This is a genomic window from Mesorhizobium sp. WSM4816, assembly GCF_055811535.1.
In genome coordinates, this window is the sequence record NZ_JBVVQR010000008.1 from 94,104 (window position 1) to 107,620 (window position 13,517).

Annotated in this window: 10 protein-coding genes and 6 pseudogenes; 7 read left to right on the plus strand and 9 right to left on the minus strand. The window is 59.8% G+C overall.

Translation table 11 applies throughout. The features are described from left to right. Positions 1 to 33 precede the first annotated feature (33 nt). Positions 34 to 381 carry a hypothetical protein gene (locus AC0L3H_RS12150; protein ID WP_473585605.1) on the minus strand — a complete coding sequence of 116 codons (348 nt, stop codon included), beginning with the start codon at positions 379 to 381 and terminating at the stop codon, positions 34 to 36. 134 nt (positions 382 to 515) lie between these two features. Next, positions 516 to 679: pseudogene (locus AC0L3H_RS12155) on the minus strand (ArsA-related P-loop ATPase); the annotation flags it as partial. A gap of 697 nt (positions 680 to 1,376) precedes the next feature. On the opposite strand from AC0L3H_RS12155, the pseudogene AC0L3H_RS12160 reads away from it, so the two are divergent. From AC0L3H_RS12160 to AC0L3H_RS12170, 3 genes and pseudogenes are all read left to right on the plus strand, one after another. Then, positions 1,377 to 1,989 (plus strand): annotated as a pseudogene (locus tag AC0L3H_RS12160) (transposase); the annotation flags it as partial. A 775-nt stretch (positions 1,990 to 2,764) separates the two neighbouring features. Next, positions 2,765 to 4,924: a S46 family peptidase gene (locus AC0L3H_RS12165; protein ID WP_473585606.1), complete on the plus strand. Its 2,160-nt coding sequence runs from the start codon at positions 2,765 to 2,767 to the stop codon at positions 4,922 to 4,924. A gap of 67 nt (positions 4,925 to 4,991) precedes the next feature. After that, positions 4,992 to 5,231: a hypothetical protein gene (locus AC0L3H_RS12170; protein WP_473585607.1), complete on the plus strand. Its 240-nt coding sequence runs from the start codon at positions 4,992 to 4,994 to the stop codon at positions 5,229 to 5,231. A gap of 472 nt (positions 5,232 to 5,703) precedes the next feature. Here the strand turns inward: AC0L3H_RS12170 and AC0L3H_RS12175 are convergent, their stop codons facing one another. From AC0L3H_RS12175 to AC0L3H_RS12185, 3 genes and pseudogenes are all read right to left on the minus strand, one after another. Continuing rightward, positions 5,704 to 6,069, minus strand: coding sequence for an aldehyde dehydrogenase family protein (locus AC0L3H_RS12175; RefSeq protein WP_473585608.1), 366 nt, complete (start codon positions 6,067 to 6,069; stop codon positions 5,704 to 5,706). 5 nt (positions 6,070 to 6,074) lie between these two features. Beyond that, complete coding sequence (locus tag AC0L3H_RS12180; RefSeq protein ID WP_473585609.1) at positions 6,075 to 6,401, minus strand: GMC oxidoreductase; 327 nt, start codon at positions 6,399 to 6,401, stop codon at positions 6,075 to 6,077. Positions 6,402 to 6,436: 35 nt separating this feature from the next. After that, positions 6,437 to 7,213, minus strand: a pseudogene (locus AC0L3H_RS12185) (GMC family oxidoreductase). Between the two features lie 434 nt (positions 7,214 to 7,647). Here AC0L3H_RS12185 and AC0L3H_RS12190 point away from each other — a divergent pair. Together AC0L3H_RS12190 and AC0L3H_RS12195 are read left to right on the plus strand one after the other, a co-directional pair. Next, positions 7,648 to 7,893: pseudogene (locus AC0L3H_RS12190) on the plus strand (conjugal transfer protein TraB); the annotation flags it as partial. A 40-nt stretch (positions 7,894 to 7,933) separates the two neighbouring features. Then, complete coding sequence (locus AC0L3H_RS12195) at positions 7,934 to 8,158, plus strand: hypothetical protein (protein ID WP_473585610.1); 225 nt, start codon at positions 7,934 to 7,936, stop codon at positions 8,156 to 8,158. Here the strand turns inward: AC0L3H_RS12195 and AC0L3H_RS12200 are convergent. The 4 genes and pseudogenes from AC0L3H_RS12200 to AC0L3H_RS12215 all read right to left on the minus strand — a co-directional run. Beyond that, positions 8,126 to 8,978: pseudogene (locus AC0L3H_RS12200) on the minus strand (aldehyde dehydrogenase family protein); the annotation flags it as partial. The gene AC0L3H_RS12195 and the pseudogene AC0L3H_RS12200 sit on opposite strands and share 33 nt — an antisense overlap. Before the next feature lie 448 nt (positions 8,979 to 9,426). After that, positions 9,427 to 10,674 (minus strand): M16 family metallopeptidase, encoded by a 1,248-nt coding sequence (locus tag AC0L3H_RS12205; RefSeq protein WP_473585664.1) that lies wholly within the window; start codon positions 10,672 to 10,674, stop codon positions 9,427 to 9,429. Between the two features lie 618 nt (positions 10,675 to 11,292). Then, positions 11,293 to 11,550 (minus strand): annotated as a pseudogene (locus AC0L3H_RS12210) (IS3 family transposase); the annotation flags it as partial. Positions 11,551 to 11,763: 213 nt separating this feature from the next. Then, positions 11,764 to 11,970 carry a helix-turn-helix domain-containing protein gene (locus AC0L3H_RS12215; protein ID WP_473585611.1) on the minus strand — a complete coding sequence of 69 codons (207 nt, stop codon included), beginning with the start codon at positions 11,968 to 11,970 and terminating at the stop codon, positions 11,764 to 11,766. Positions 11,971 to 12,226: 256 nt separating this feature from the next. On the opposite strand from AC0L3H_RS12215, the gene AC0L3H_RS12220 reads away from it, so the two are divergent. Together AC0L3H_RS12220 and AC0L3H_RS12225 are read left to right on the plus strand one after the other, a co-directional pair. Further along, complete coding sequence (locus AC0L3H_RS12220; protein ID WP_473585612.1) at positions 12,227 to 12,781, plus strand: Spy/CpxP family protein refolding chaperone; 555 nt, start codon at positions 12,227 to 12,229, stop codon at positions 12,779 to 12,781. Between the two features lie 43 nt (positions 12,782 to 12,824). Continuing rightward, complete coding sequence (locus AC0L3H_RS12225) at positions 12,825 to 13,517, plus strand: response regulator (protein ID WP_473585613.1); 693 nt, start codon at positions 12,825 to 12,827, stop codon at positions 13,515 to 13,517.

The window sequence follows — 13,517 nt, forward strand, 5'->3', positions numbered from 1 at the left end:
AGGCATGCCCCCTTGTCCTCAGCCGAAACCTGACTACTCGGTACGAGGACGACCACGGTCGCAGCAAGGATCATCCCCTTCCAGAAAGACGGGGGATGCACTCGATGAATCGGGATGGCCGCGGTGGCGGTCTCTTTCGGTGAGGATCTCATGTAAGGATTTCCTTGTGCTAGTTTGTGAATTGTCCGCCATCGCATCCGTTTCGCGATCGTCAAGTCGAACGGAACTTGTATAGCGGCCAGAACTGACAATACCGGACACGCCTGATGCCCTCCACTCCTTCAACGCTTCACCCATACCGGGAACGTCGGAGGAGACGCCGAGCAGCGCGCCCTTGAATCGCCCTGCCGCGATCTCGTAAAGCTTCGTCTTTGCGGTCATCGGGCGCAAACTCAAAGCGCGACATTTTGACAATCAGAAGACTGAAGCAAAGATTGGCGCGTTAAAGGGCCTCCCGCGGATCGAGCTCGCCCCAAGCCTTTATCGGCCTCCCTGTCAGGGAGGGAACCGTATCCTGCCTTTGCGTTCAGGATCAGGCGGGTGGAGTCGGCTTTCGGGTCGCAGCCGACGATGAGGATCTTCTGTCCGAGGTCGACCAGGGCAGCGAGCGTAATTTTGAGGCGGTGGACTTGCCGATGCCTCCCTTTCCGTAGAATGCGATCTGACGCAGACCTGACATGTTGCTTTCCTTCCTTCTTTCCATCCATAGCGGCTACCCGCGACTTGAAGTCCGGTCGGCAGATCCCGGCGCCTCGCACCCATCGTTTCAAAACTCGTGCCAATTTGGCCGGGTGGATCGAAAAGGAAATTTTATGATTGCTTTTCAGCTATTTAACATTTGGCAAAAATATTAAATTGGCTGAATAAACTTGTGTGGCCGACCCGACAAAGGCGACAGGAGATGTCGGATGGGGACCGAGACCGATCTGTCTTGACCTCCGGAGGCCAGAAAATGGGGGCGGGTCTGAACTATTTTGATCGTGAGACCGATGGAAGACGTCCGTCTATGCCGTCTCAGCCTGTCATTGATCGGGCCACTCGGGCAGCTTGGCCAAGTCCTTTCATGGCATTCCGCTCATCGAATTTACGCGTTCGGACTCGCCCTCGGACCTAAACGGGCTTCTTAAGGACCTTGGCAGCCGCTGCCACGCGATCGCCATGGTCGCGCCCGACCATCCGAAGATCACGGCTGCAGTACAGGAGCTCAAGGCAAAAGGCATTCAGTTTTCTCGCTGCTTTCTGACTTCGCGGCCGGCGTGCGCGAAGGCTATATCGGCCTCGACAACAGCTAGGTCGGGCGGACGGCAGGTTGGATGTTTTGCAGGGCAGCTAAACGGCCTGGCAAGGTGGCGGTGCTTTTCGGCAGCCACCGTTTCCATGTCGTCAGGGCGATTCTGCGGGAGACCGGCATAAAGCTCGGCACTCCAAGCGTGCAGCCTTCCCCGATCGCGTGCGCGAACTGATTGGCGCAGATACGGTCATCATGGCGCTTGTCGAGCCGCTTCTGGCGATCGTGGCCGCGATCTTGCGCGAGTTCGTGCGACTGACAAACCAGGTCCTCAATATCGCCCACAGGGAGCAAGTCTGCCGGCGATTCATGAGCGTTCCAGGTGTGGGACCCATTACCGCGCTCGCCTATCGTGCCACGATCGATCAGCCGGACCGCTTTCGCCGATCGAGGGATGTCGGAGCGCATCTGGGTCTGGCCCGGCACGCTATCAATTTGGCGAGACGGACATTCAGGGTAAGGAAAGCCGATGCGGTGACGAGCTCGCCCGCACGGCCCTCTATGAGGCGGCTCATTCGCTGCTTGTGCTCAGCAAGAAATGGTCGAGCCTCAGGGCGTGGGGTATGAACGTGGCCAAGCGGCGCGGTATGGCTCGAGCCCGAGTTGCTGATGCCCGCAAGCTCGCTGTCATCCTGCATCGCATGTGGAGCGACGCGACAGAATTCCGCTTCGGCAAGGTACCCGTCCCCGTATCGGCATGAAATACAGGATAACGGACCAACGAAGAAGGAGTTGATTCCGCCCGAAGGGGCGTGATCCGGATCGTTCCCGTGGGGACGATGGGCAAGGCGATCTCGTTAGCAGGCACGATCCTGGGACGAACTCTCCCAACGTCGTTCAACAGATTGAGAGGCCTCGCTCTACTGACCCCATCATGCGGCGGCCTAACGTCGACCGCGAAGAGAAGCGAGTGACCCGCGGGGCGACATGGTCCGGAAAAATATCAGGAGGAGCTTGACCTCAAACAGCAGCGAGCCCCCCGCGTGAGGAGCTTGAGACGCCGCTCGGCTACGAACGCAGTGCTCCGGCATAGTCGGCCGAGCGGATTTGCGGCCAGGTGAAGTCCGGGCACTCCTCGCACCCTCGCCCTCGCGCAACACCGCATGCTTAACAGAAACGATAGCACGCACTCTCAAGATTATGGACAGGCGACGGCCGTTCGGCAGCGGGCTTGTCGCTAACGAGGACGAGGGTGTCGGGTCTACGACGAAATGTCGGAGGTCGGACATGGAAGGCAGCTTACCATTTGGGTCGTGGAAAGCTTTATTCCTTTGGCACGATTAGTGCAGCGGATGATCCGCAAACGTTGCACAGAACCGATACGATGTGAGGGGAGCGTCACCCAGACATGTTTGCGTTGACCGTCCACTCAGTCTTCACCCAGCCAGCCGCGCAGGCGCTGGCGTCGCCGGCCAGCCCGATAAGCTCATTGATCCAGTCGGCGGAGACAGTAGATAGAATGGGAGAGACACCAGTATGAACTGCGAATTTGATATGGTTGCTTGGGTAAGTGCCATCGCCTTGCTCTGGACGGCCACCGCTGCATCGGCGAACGAAGGCATGTGGATGCCGGGCCAGACTGCGGAAGTCGGCGCGGCCATGCGCGCGGATGGGCTCCAGATCGATCCCGCGCAGCTGAGCCGACTGGACGCTGCCCCGCTTAACGCGATCGTATCACTGGGCGGATGCTCCGCCTCCTTCGTCAGCCCGCAAGGACTGGTCGCGACCAATCATCACTGCGTGTTCCCATCCATGCAGTACAACAGCAAGGAGAGCCAAGACTATCTAACCAACGGCTTTCTGGCGAAGAGCCTGGGTGAAGAATTACCCGCCGCGCCCGCCAGCCGCATCTATGTGATCGAGGATGTGCGGGATGTGACCGCCGAAATGCTTAGGGGCGTCTCGGACATGCTGAGCGGCTTTGCCCGCCATGAGCAGCTCGACACGAACCGCAAGGCGCTAATCGCTGCATGTGAAGAACAGCCCGATCGCCGCTGCGACGTGAGGCCCTATTATGGCGGCGCCTTCTACTACCTCCAGCAGAAGCTTGAAATTGAGGACGTGCGCCTCGTCTACGCGCCCGCGCTCGGCATCGGCAACTTCGGCGGTCAAACGGACAATTGGATGTGGCCGCGCCACACGGGCGACTTCGGCTTTTATCGCGCCTATGTCGCTCCTGATGGTTCCTCCCGGCCCTATGCGCGTGACAATGTGCCTTACCGGCCAAAGAGTTGGCTGCCCATAGCCCGTGAAGGCGTCCAAGAAGGCGATTTCGTGATGGTCGCCGGCTTTCCCGGCGCAACCCAGCGGTTCCTCACCGCGGATGAAGTCCGGTTCAACTTCGCCGACTATGAACCAATGTCCCAGCGTTTGCTCTCGGATTATGCCGCTCAGATCAACCAAGCCACGGCAGGCAATCGCGAAGCGCAGATCCGCTACGCTTCCATGCTACAAGGCGTGGAAAACTACAAGAAGAAGCTGGCGGGCGATCTAGCCGGCGCCGACGCGATCGGCCTCGATGCGCGCAAGGCCATCGAGGAGAAAGCTTTTCGCGCCTGGGTCGCTGAGTATCCCGTGCGGCAGACGCGCTTTGACGCAGCAATCCGCGAACTGGACGGGATGGTGGGCGAGAATAGCCGGGCTTCGCTGGCGAGGCTGCGCCAGGCGTTGCTCAATCGCGCGCAACTACTGTCATCGGCACGCACTCTCTATCGCTGGACAAAGGAGCACGAGAAGGCCGATGAAGACCGTGAAAGTGGCTTTCAGGATCGTGACCGTAAAGAAATCTCGGATCAGCTGACGCAGATCGAACGCCGCTATTTGCCAGACATCGATCGAAAGCTTTTCGAGGCCGCACTCGACGAATATCGCCGGCTGGACGCAAAGGTCCGCGATACTGCGTTCGAAAGCGCTTTGGACCAAATTGGCCTTGACCGACTTTATGCAGACACCAAACTCGCAGACACGGCAACGCGGCTCGGCTGGCTTGACAAGCCCGCTGCTGCCTTCGAGGCGTCGGACGATCCTTTCATCAAGCTGGCGGTCGCGCTCTATCCCGGCGACATAGCTGCGGAGCGCGCGGCGAAGGACCGCGCCGGCCGCGCGCAGGCGGCGCGCGCGACCTATATGCAGGGTCTGCTTGCCTATCGGAAGGCGATCGGTCGGCCCGTCTATCCCGACGCGAATGGCTCGCTGCGTCTCACCTGGGGCAAGGTGTCGGGGCGAACGCGCGACGGGCAGATCTGGACGCCATTCACCACGGCTGAGGGACTTCTGGCCAAGCACACTGGCAAGGACGAGTTCGATGCGCCAGACGCCGCCGTCGCCGCGATCCGGGCCCGGGATTATGGCCCCTATGTCGCGCCGGCGCTGGGCACGTTGCCGGTCGACTTCATGTCCACCGCCGACATCACCAACGGCAACAGCGGCTCGGCCACGCTGAACGGGCGCGGCGAGTTCGTGGGTCTCGCCTTCGACGGCACGCTCGAGGGCGTGATCTCGGACTGGGCCCCCGACGCTGACCGCAATCGCAGCATCCATGTCGACAGTCGCTTCATACTCTGGACCATGGACAAGATCGACGGCGCTAGCCGGTTGCTCAAGGAGATGGGAGTGCTGCCGGCGTCGCGCTCCTGAGCGGGGTAGTCTGGCGGTAGGCGAACGCGTCGGCATCAGCCAGCCAGAACGGCACTTCGGGCACACAGTGATCTTCGTATCCAAGAACGGCGGCATGGTCGTCGTGGATCACGACGACGGATATGCCGTTGTCGAACTGCTTGGCGATGAAGAACCGTCAGGGTCGGCGATATGGTGGGGAGATTTGAACGCGCTTGGCGGTGAGCTGCTATTCCCCAATGGCCAAACACTCGATACCTATTTGCAGGGCAACTGGGGTTGGCGGGACGCGGCGATTCAGATCGCGTGCAACAAAGGCGGCGGCTGATGCCACTCGATCATTTCGTTTCACAGGTTCACCTGAAGAACTTCTACACCGACCGCGGCCGCCTGGTGGGCGTGAAGAAGGACGAGCTAAAGAAATTCTAAGCCAAGTCGGAGGGTGTGCCCGTCGGGTTGATGGAAGCACCAACAGCTATCTCACCGAGGCACGGGCGCTTGAGGAATTCCTGAAGGCGCATAGAACTAACTACAACGGGGCGCTTAATGCCATCCGCCGGCTGGAAATCGACGCGGAGACCGTCTATGTCATCGCCGGTTTCATGGCCTCATGTCTGCTCGCCAACGGCCAACTGTTCGGAAGGTTTTGTGCTTCGCCGCGAGCTCTTCGGGCCGCTTGTCTAAAGCATGTGCGCCGTTGGAAAGCGAAAGTCCTACACCAAGCAGAAAAGCTAACCGAGGCCAGGTGTTTCATTGCCCGGTTCATGCTCTTGCTATTTCTCTGACCGTCCGGAGACGACTCAGGCGAGAGCACCAGCGATGGCCTTGACCTCGAGGAATTCCTCTAGGCCCCACTTACCGTATTCACGACCAGTCCCGGAACGCTTGTACCCACCGAAGGGTGCAGCATAATCCCAAGCGGGATAGTTGATCTCGACGCGTCCGGCCTGGAGCCGTCCAGCGATACGACGGGCTGCGTTCAGATCGCTCGACTGGACATATGCAGCGAGCCCGTACTCGCTCGAATTCGCGGTTTTGATTGCGTCCTCTTCGTCTGCGAAGGGCATGATAACGAGAACAGGTCCGAAGATTTCCTCCTTCGCAACCACCATCGACGGCGTAACGTCGGCGAATACAGTTGGGTTGATGTAGTAGCCTTCTCCCAAGCCTGTTACCGGTCCCATTCACCCGCAAACGAGGGTAGCGCCTTCATCGATCCCACGCTGGACAAGCGTCCTGATCTTCTGGCGCAGCCAAGCATCAATATCCGCGTCGGACTTGACTTCACGGCCTGGTGAAAGCTCGTCGGCACGCGACAATGATCGAATGCAGGCTGATCGACTATCTCTCTGCAAAGGCGGAACGCCGCCCGCATTACATCGATGTCAGCCTGCCTCTCGAAGTAGTTGGGTTGGATTTCCGGATGGTCTGTCGAACTTACCGTGCGCGCCCGGATGTACCCGCGGCTTTCCGGGCGCGAAAGGTTGAAGTACGGCATCAAGCCGTGCTCCTTGAGAAAGCGTTCGCCCGTTGTCAGTGTACATCATGTTCGTCATGTGCACCTGAATATCGGGAGCGACCAGTTCCCCCGCATGAACGAAATCGGCGCGTGACCTTCTGCTTAATGCCAGCGACAAGATGGTCCTGCAGGTTTTCGCCAACCCCGGGAGCTCCTGTACGACCTTCGCGCCGATCCTCTGGAGGTGGCCGGGCCGAACCGACACCTGAAATCTGAAGCAACTGCGGCGAATTAACCGGCGCCAGCGGCAAGAATTACTTCGGCGGTGGCCTTCGATGGTCTGCTTCTCGCGCTTTTCAAGAACTCGACACCGATCGCACGCTTTCCACGGATGATTATATCCGTGATTTCAGAGCTTCAGTTATAATAGTCAGATTCGGCCGATTCTCGACCGGACGAAGGAATGCGTGCGCGGAGCTGCAACGGCGACCTTGGTAGATGTTGCAATCAACCGGACCAAAGCCTTCCTGATCGCCAGCATTGAAGTCGTTGTTGTAGCGATAGCCAGCCTGCGTCCCGGCCGCTACGAATGCGAACTGTAAGGGATGCTTGATGCCATACCGCGTAGTTTTGAACGGCCCGTCATTTCCATGATAATTGTTGTTGCCGCCAAACCAGCATTCAGACTTCTTGAAAAAAGGCAGGCATGCCTCTTATGACCAACCCCTGTTTGCTAGTTGTCCACAATGGTAATAGTCGCTTTCGACAGCACGGATATAGACCAACCCATTGATTGGGCTGGAACCGCCAATGATCTTACCGCGCGGCCAATAAAGAACGTGGTCATTCATGTGCTTCTGGGGCTCTGAATGGAAATTCCAGTGTACCGGCCGAGATCCAGGTGACAGCCAGAAGCCAGTTGGATGCTAACGAGCGGATTCTCGTCGCTTCCGCCCGCTTCGACCAAGGCTACGGTTTTGGTGGAATCTGCGGACAGGCCAGCACACAACCGGCAGCTCCGGCTCCCACGATAATATAATCGAAGCTTCTCTTCCTCATTATCTCCTCCTCCGCACAGAGCTGCACACGTCACCTTCCAGAGCGTCTGCGCAGTTCGATTTCTGGTCGTTGTGTTGTTCCTGACCGGCGAGGGCAAGGAATGTTGAATTCGGGGAGCTCAGTTGCCGTTGACAGCTTGGAACGGGGCTCCCCGTTGAGTTTCTGGCGAGGAGACCGCGATGTACAGATAATCCTCCCGGGCGGGAGAGAAGATATTCATCGTAAACGCCTTTGGCTGGGGCAGGGCGGCGGCGCCCGAGCGCATCTCTTCGCCAATCCCGTTGTCGAGCTCGCCGGCCGGCGGATCGCGCCGCTGATATGCTACGGGCCGATCCTGCAGCACGGACGCGATCGTCGCACCGGCAATGGCTGGTGGACCGCCGGCACCACCATCGTCGCCATCCAGAACGCGAGCACGATCGCCTGGGCGCGGCTTTTCGGCCTGCCGCTCGTCACAGCCTTCAACAGATGAAAATGGAGCTGCCCATAATCGACGCTGCCCTCGTCCAGCAATGCGCGATCCCGGCCTGAACCCGGCGATCGCCGAGAGATTCATCGCCGAGGCAGGTTCGCCCGATCCACTTGCCGTCACGGTGCGATCCGGCGATCGGGTGGTACTGCTCCGCGTCCCAGCATGCCGGACGACGTCCAATCGAGCGTTCACGATGAGTTCATCGAGAAATTCGTGGAGAAAGTGCGGCACTTATCTGTTGGCGACCGTAAAGGCGGTTCGCTGAAACGCAAGTCTGGCCAGCGTTGCGGAACTTTGCCTGGATCGCGCCGTCAACCGCAGAGTCGAATGTCGGCATCGTCGAAGACGATGAAAGGGGCATTGCCGCCGAGTTCGAGGCTGACCTTCTTTGATCTGGTCCAGCACTGGCGGGATTGGCGCAGAGTTCGCGGCCGACCGCATCACCTTCGGAGGAATAGATCAGGTTGACAACGCCTTCGGGGAAGTCAGTCTAATGGGCGAGAGCGAACATTGCGCCAGCGACGAGCGGTGTCTGTTTAGCGGGCTTGAGCACGATCGTGCAACCTGCCGCCAGGGCTGGCGAGATCTTGCGCGCCACCATCGAAGCCGGAAAATTCCATGGCGTGACGTGCCAACGACGCCGATGGGCTGCTTGATCACCAGCATCCGACGGTCCGTCGATGGTGCGGAGATCGTCTCGCCATAAATGCGATTGGCCTCCTCTGCATAACATTGCAGGTATGCGGCCGCATGCGAAACCTCAGACTTGGCTTCGGCAAGCGGCTTGCCCATCTCCGCCGTGGGACTGCCGGCAAGGTCGTCGGTGTGGTCGATTATCAACTGATGCCATCGCCACAGAACATCGCTGCGTTCACGTGCCATCAGAGCCGCCCATCCAGGCTGCGCGACATAGACCTTGTCTATCGCAGCACGTATCTCCTCCACGCCCATGTCGGGGAGTTCTGCCAGCACTTCGCCGGTCGATAGATTGAGGACCTCAAATGTCCGCCAGTCGATCGACGTTCCGGGTGCAGGCAGGCGATCGATAGGCCCAAACAGGTCGGGGACTTCAGGTGACGGATCATCGGCAGGCACAGGGACAATACCGGGTTCCTCCTCAACGTAGCGGGCATATGAAGCGCAGAGCGGCGTTTATTGCGCGACGCCGATGGGTTGCTTATAGGGCCTCGGCCGGACAGCTGGTGGTCCAATGTACGCAACCGAAAAAGGGGAAACTCCCGGAGTTTCCAAGTCGAAGCTCGTGGTTTCGTTCGGCGAAAATTGAACAATGGAAATTGGATCCGCACCGGCACGCGGGCCCTTTGGCAGCGTGCGCCACATCTGCTAGCCACGATCGGCGTAAACTATCCCCGAAGAGAGACTGGCATGAGAAGAAGCTGGCCACAATTCGCACGGGCCGCCTGAACCGGCAAAGTCTCGCCGGCCCGCCAAACCGCTCGGCGGGCCTCTAAAATCGTCAGTCCCAAATCGGACTTCGCTCCACGAGAAGGAAAGCGAAATGAGCTCCTGGACTCATCCTTTGGCCCCCAGCGGCGGTCCGACCACCATAATGGCGGGCTCGCTCGAAAGAAGCTTCTTCGCTGCCGCCTTGACCTGATCGAGCGTCACCTGATCGATGAGGCCGGCTCGGCGCTGGATGTAGTCGATGCCGAGATTGCTGGACTGCAGCCAGACGAGCGTGGCTGCAATTGAGGCGGAGGAATTTAGCTCGTTGATGGCAAAGGCGCCGATGAGATGTCTCTTAGCCGCCGCCAGCTCAGTCGCCGTCGGTCCGTGCTCTGCCATCTGCTTGACGACGTCCCGGATAACGCTGAGCGTCTCGGCGGCGCGGTCTGAGCGCGTCGCCGTTGTAACCAGCAGCGCCTGGGAATGCTCTTTGTCTTCAAGAGCGGAGCCGACACCGTAGGCCAGGCCGCGCTTTTCGCGCACCTGATCCCACAGGCGAGAGGTAAAGGCCGAGCCGCCGAGGATATCGTTCATCAGCACCGCGGCGTAGAACTCCGGCGCATCGCGCGTGACACCAGGGTAAGCGAGCTGCAGCGAGGTCTGCGGCAGGTCGTAGTTCACCTCGACCTGCTGGCCGAGCTTCGGCATGACATCGGTGACTGGGGCGAGCGCCTGCATCTGAGGCAGTTCGCCGAACAACTGGTCGAGCCTTTCACTCAGCGCGTTTGCATCGATGTCGCCGACCACGGCAATATGGAGCCCATCACGGGCGAAAGCCGCCTTGTGGAAGGCGCTGAGATCGGCCGGTGATATGCTGGCCAGGCCCGCCTTTGTGCCTTCTTTCGGCCTCGAATAGGGATGCGTGCCGTAGAGCGCGCTTAACCATGCGCGCTCGGCGATTGCGTTCGGTTCGTGCTCATTGCCGATGATGCCGGAAAGGATCTGAGCGCGGATCCGGTCGGTTGGCTCCTGGTCGAAGCGCGGCTTGTTGACAGCGAGCCTCAGCAGGTCGAAAGCGGCATCCTTCCGCCAGGAAAGCATTGCAATCGAGCCATAGATGCCGTCGCGTTGCGCCTCGAAGCTCATCAAGGCGCCAGCATCGTCCAGCTTTGTCTGGAAGGCATCGCTGTCGAGATCGCCAGCCCCCTCGTTGAACAGGGGGGCCATCAGATTGGCGAGCCCCTCCTTGCCTGACGGGTCCTGGGTGGTGCCGCCGTCGAAAACGAAGCTGATGGCGATGAGCGGCACCGTATGGTCTTCCACCAGCCAAGCCTTGATGCCTTTTGCAGAAGACTTAACTTCCTGGATGCTCATCGCCGCACGGGCGGCATGAAACGACTTCTCCTTGGACCATGACGTGTTCGCAGAAGCCACGCACGTACCGTGCCAAACGAGAAAGTCATTTCGTCGACGGGACTAAGCCCCTCTGCTGTGGCGCGTATCCGACATTGTCGGACATTGGGGCATAGCCGAACGCCAAGCGCCCGCGGCTTGGGACGATACCGAGATACCTTTGTATGAAGCGAACTGCGGTCCTATCGGCACAAGTGCGGAAGGGTATCAAGCGAGGACGTTGCGGAAGAGCGTCTTAGCTCCTTAGGAGCGGCGAGCGGCGTGATGATCGGCCGGTCGCTCTACGACAATCCGAACCTGCGCCCTTTGGCGCCAAATCAGTGAAGTGGGCCCTCGAGGGATCTGACAGCTGTGTTTCTCGAACTGCACGGCCATCCAGCACAACTCAACGTCGCCCGGAACCGGGGAGCCACTGGCGGCCGACTGGTCCGGTCTTTTGGCGTATCTGTAGGAATGCCAACGTACGAGCAACATTGAGTCTATGCGCAACAACTGCTTTCCGAATGGAATCGTGCCTAAGTGCGATGGAAGAACCTACGTCTTCGTCACAGGAACAAAGGGGCTTGCGCGCAAGCACAACAGATTGTCTTCCCGCATGATCCGTAGAACGCATTTGTGATTGACCTGCCACCCCTCCCGCCGCAGCAGGGCTGCGATCCGGCGGTAGCCGTAGTGCGCGCTGCCGAGAGCCATCTTCTGAATGACATCGCGCAAACCTGTCTCGGCCCGCCGAGGCGCTGAATCCAGCCAATGACGGTAGTAACTCGCGCGGCTGACCCCAGCGAGCCAGCACATTCTGTCGATGTTGAATTCGCCTTCCGACAGGCCGGTCGTCATCTTTTCGATGACTTTGAAGATCCCGTTTCGCCAGGAGCGCTGCTCCGACGATGATCTTCCTCGAAATGCCGCAAGGCTTCGCGAAAAAAATCGAGATCGAGTTGCTGCTGCCCGACTTTCTGCTCCAATTCTTTGATCCGGCGCCTGGCCTTGGTCAGAGCCTTTTCCTGAGGTGCCGGCGTGTCGACTGCGCTCTGCACCTGCGCGGCCCCGTCAACTCCTGTTATCGATCTGGCCGGCCGGGCCGCGCCGACGTGACGTCAGATTACCACGACGCCTGAGGTGATCACGCCACTCGTAAAGTCGTTGGCGACTGATGCCAACCTCGTCGGCTAACTTGCTGACGGTTTCGCCCGCCTCCATGCGCTTGAGAAGCTCCAGCTTTTGGTCCTCATCAATAACCCTTTGCCGTCCGGCCATGCCCCAGTTTCCTCTCTTGCAGGGAAACTGTCCGCGATTTGCCTTGTCTCAGTCTGGGGGTACACTCCAATCGCGTCCGGTTTTTGATCGGAATGCCGTCCGGTAAATCGTCGGAATCCGCAACTCCCGCGCTTCCCCGCCGCAATATCGCCTTACCGGCTTCACACAACTTTACATTTGCCCGCAACAGCCGAAACATTGCGCTCGTAGTTTCGCCCAGTCGCGGCAGAGATGCCGCATTAGCGAAAGGACCAATATGACGAACCATCAGAAGCCGGCCAGCCTCTCCTGCACGCAGAAGAAGAGCTGGGCCAAGCGCATCGCCATAGGCGGCATTGCGATAGTCGCGCTTGCCAGCGTCGGTGTCTCTGGCGCGCTCAGCCAGGATTACGGGCGCGTGCCGCGCGACGGCATTGGCGGGGGCCACCGCGGACCCGACATGCACATGCAGGCCAACTTCCGCCACGGGCTGGCGTTCGGCGGGCGTCAGTTTGAGTGCATGCTTGACGAGATCGATGCCACACCCGAGCAGAAAGACGAGTTGGAAGCGATCATGGACAAGCTCAATCACCACATTGACTCTATCGAGCGGGGCTTCCCCACGCCGGACGATATGGTCAAGCTGTTCGGCGCGCCAACAATCGACCAAGACGAAGTGGAGAAGCTGCGCGCGGAGATTGTCGCGGTGACCGACGAGGCTTTGCGCAAGGTGACGACCGCCCTGCTCGATGCCGCCGAGGTATTGACGGCCGAGCAGCGCGCGAAGTTGATCGAGCATTTCGAGGATCGCGGCCGGCACCGTCGCTGGTAAGCTCTGTACCGGCACAGTTTCGAATCGGAGCAAACGAACGAGCATGGCGGACCAGGTTCTCATCGTCGATGACGACAGGCGCCTGTCCGTTATGCTCGTGGACTATCTGACGGACAATGGTTTTCGTGTGCTAACGGCGGAGACGGCGGGCGCGGCCATTGCTGAGATCGCGCGGCTGTCGCCCGACGCCGTGCTTCTGGATGTCATGCTGCCCGACATCGACGGCTTCGAGGCGCTCAGGCGCATCCGCGCGAACTCCGACGTACCGATTTTGATGCTGACGGCGCGAGGCGGCGAAACCGATCGCATCGTCGGGCTGGAAATAGGTGCCGACGATTATCTGCCGAAGCCGTTCAATGCGCGCGAGTTGCTGGCGCGGCTGAAGGCAATCCTGCGCCGCCGCAACGGCGGCGCGAACGCCTCCCCGCGCATCCTGCGCTTCGGACGGCTGGAGATTGACCCTGCGTCGCGCTCGGCCCGCGTCGACGGGCGCGACTGCCCGATGACCAGCTACCAGTTCGATCTCTTGGTGGCGCTCGCCGAAAATGCCGGGCGCACGCTGTCGCGCGAGCAGCTCATGGACATGGTCAAGGGCGAAGCGTTCGACCGGTCGATCGACGTGCATGTCTCGCGCATCCGCGCCGCGATCGAGACCGATTCGAAACATCCTCGCCGCATCATTACGGTACGCGGCGCGGGCTATGTCTTTGCCCGTTGCCAGGACGATGACAGATAA

Excerpts from the sequence above, each read along its gene's own strand:
- AC0L3H_RS12150 (WP_473585605.1), bottom strand. The coding sequence starts at position 381 with ATGACCGCAAAGACGAAGCTTTACGAGATCGCGGCAGGGCGATTCAAG.
- AC0L3H_RS12165 (WP_473585606.1), top strand. The coding sequence starts at position 2,765 with ATGAACTGCGAATTTGATATGGTTGCTTGGGTAAGTGCCATCGCCTTG.
- AC0L3H_RS12180 (WP_473585609.1), bottom strand. The coding sequence starts at position 6,401 with ATGCCGTACTTCAACCTTTCGCGCCCGGAAAGCCGCGGGTACATCCGG.
- AC0L3H_RS12195 (WP_473585610.1), top strand. The coding sequence starts at position 7,934 with ATGCGCGATCCCGGCCTGAACCCGGCGATCGCCGAGAGATTCATCGCC.
- AC0L3H_RS12205 (WP_473585664.1), bottom strand. The coding sequence starts at position 10,674 with ATGAGCATCCAGGAAGTTAAGTCTTCTGCAAAAGGCATCAAGGCTTGG.
- AC0L3H_RS12215 (WP_473585611.1), bottom strand. The coding sequence starts at position 11,970 with ATGGCCGGACGGCAAAGGGTTATTGATGAGGACCAAAAGCTGGAGCTT.
- AC0L3H_RS12220 (WP_473585612.1), top strand. The coding sequence starts at position 12,227 with ATGACGAACCATCAGAAGCCGGCCAGCCTCTCCTGCACGCAGAAGAAG.
- AC0L3H_RS12225 (WP_473585613.1), top strand. The coding sequence starts at position 12,825 with ATGGCGGACCAGGTTCTCATCGTCGATGACGACAGGCGCCTGTCCGTT.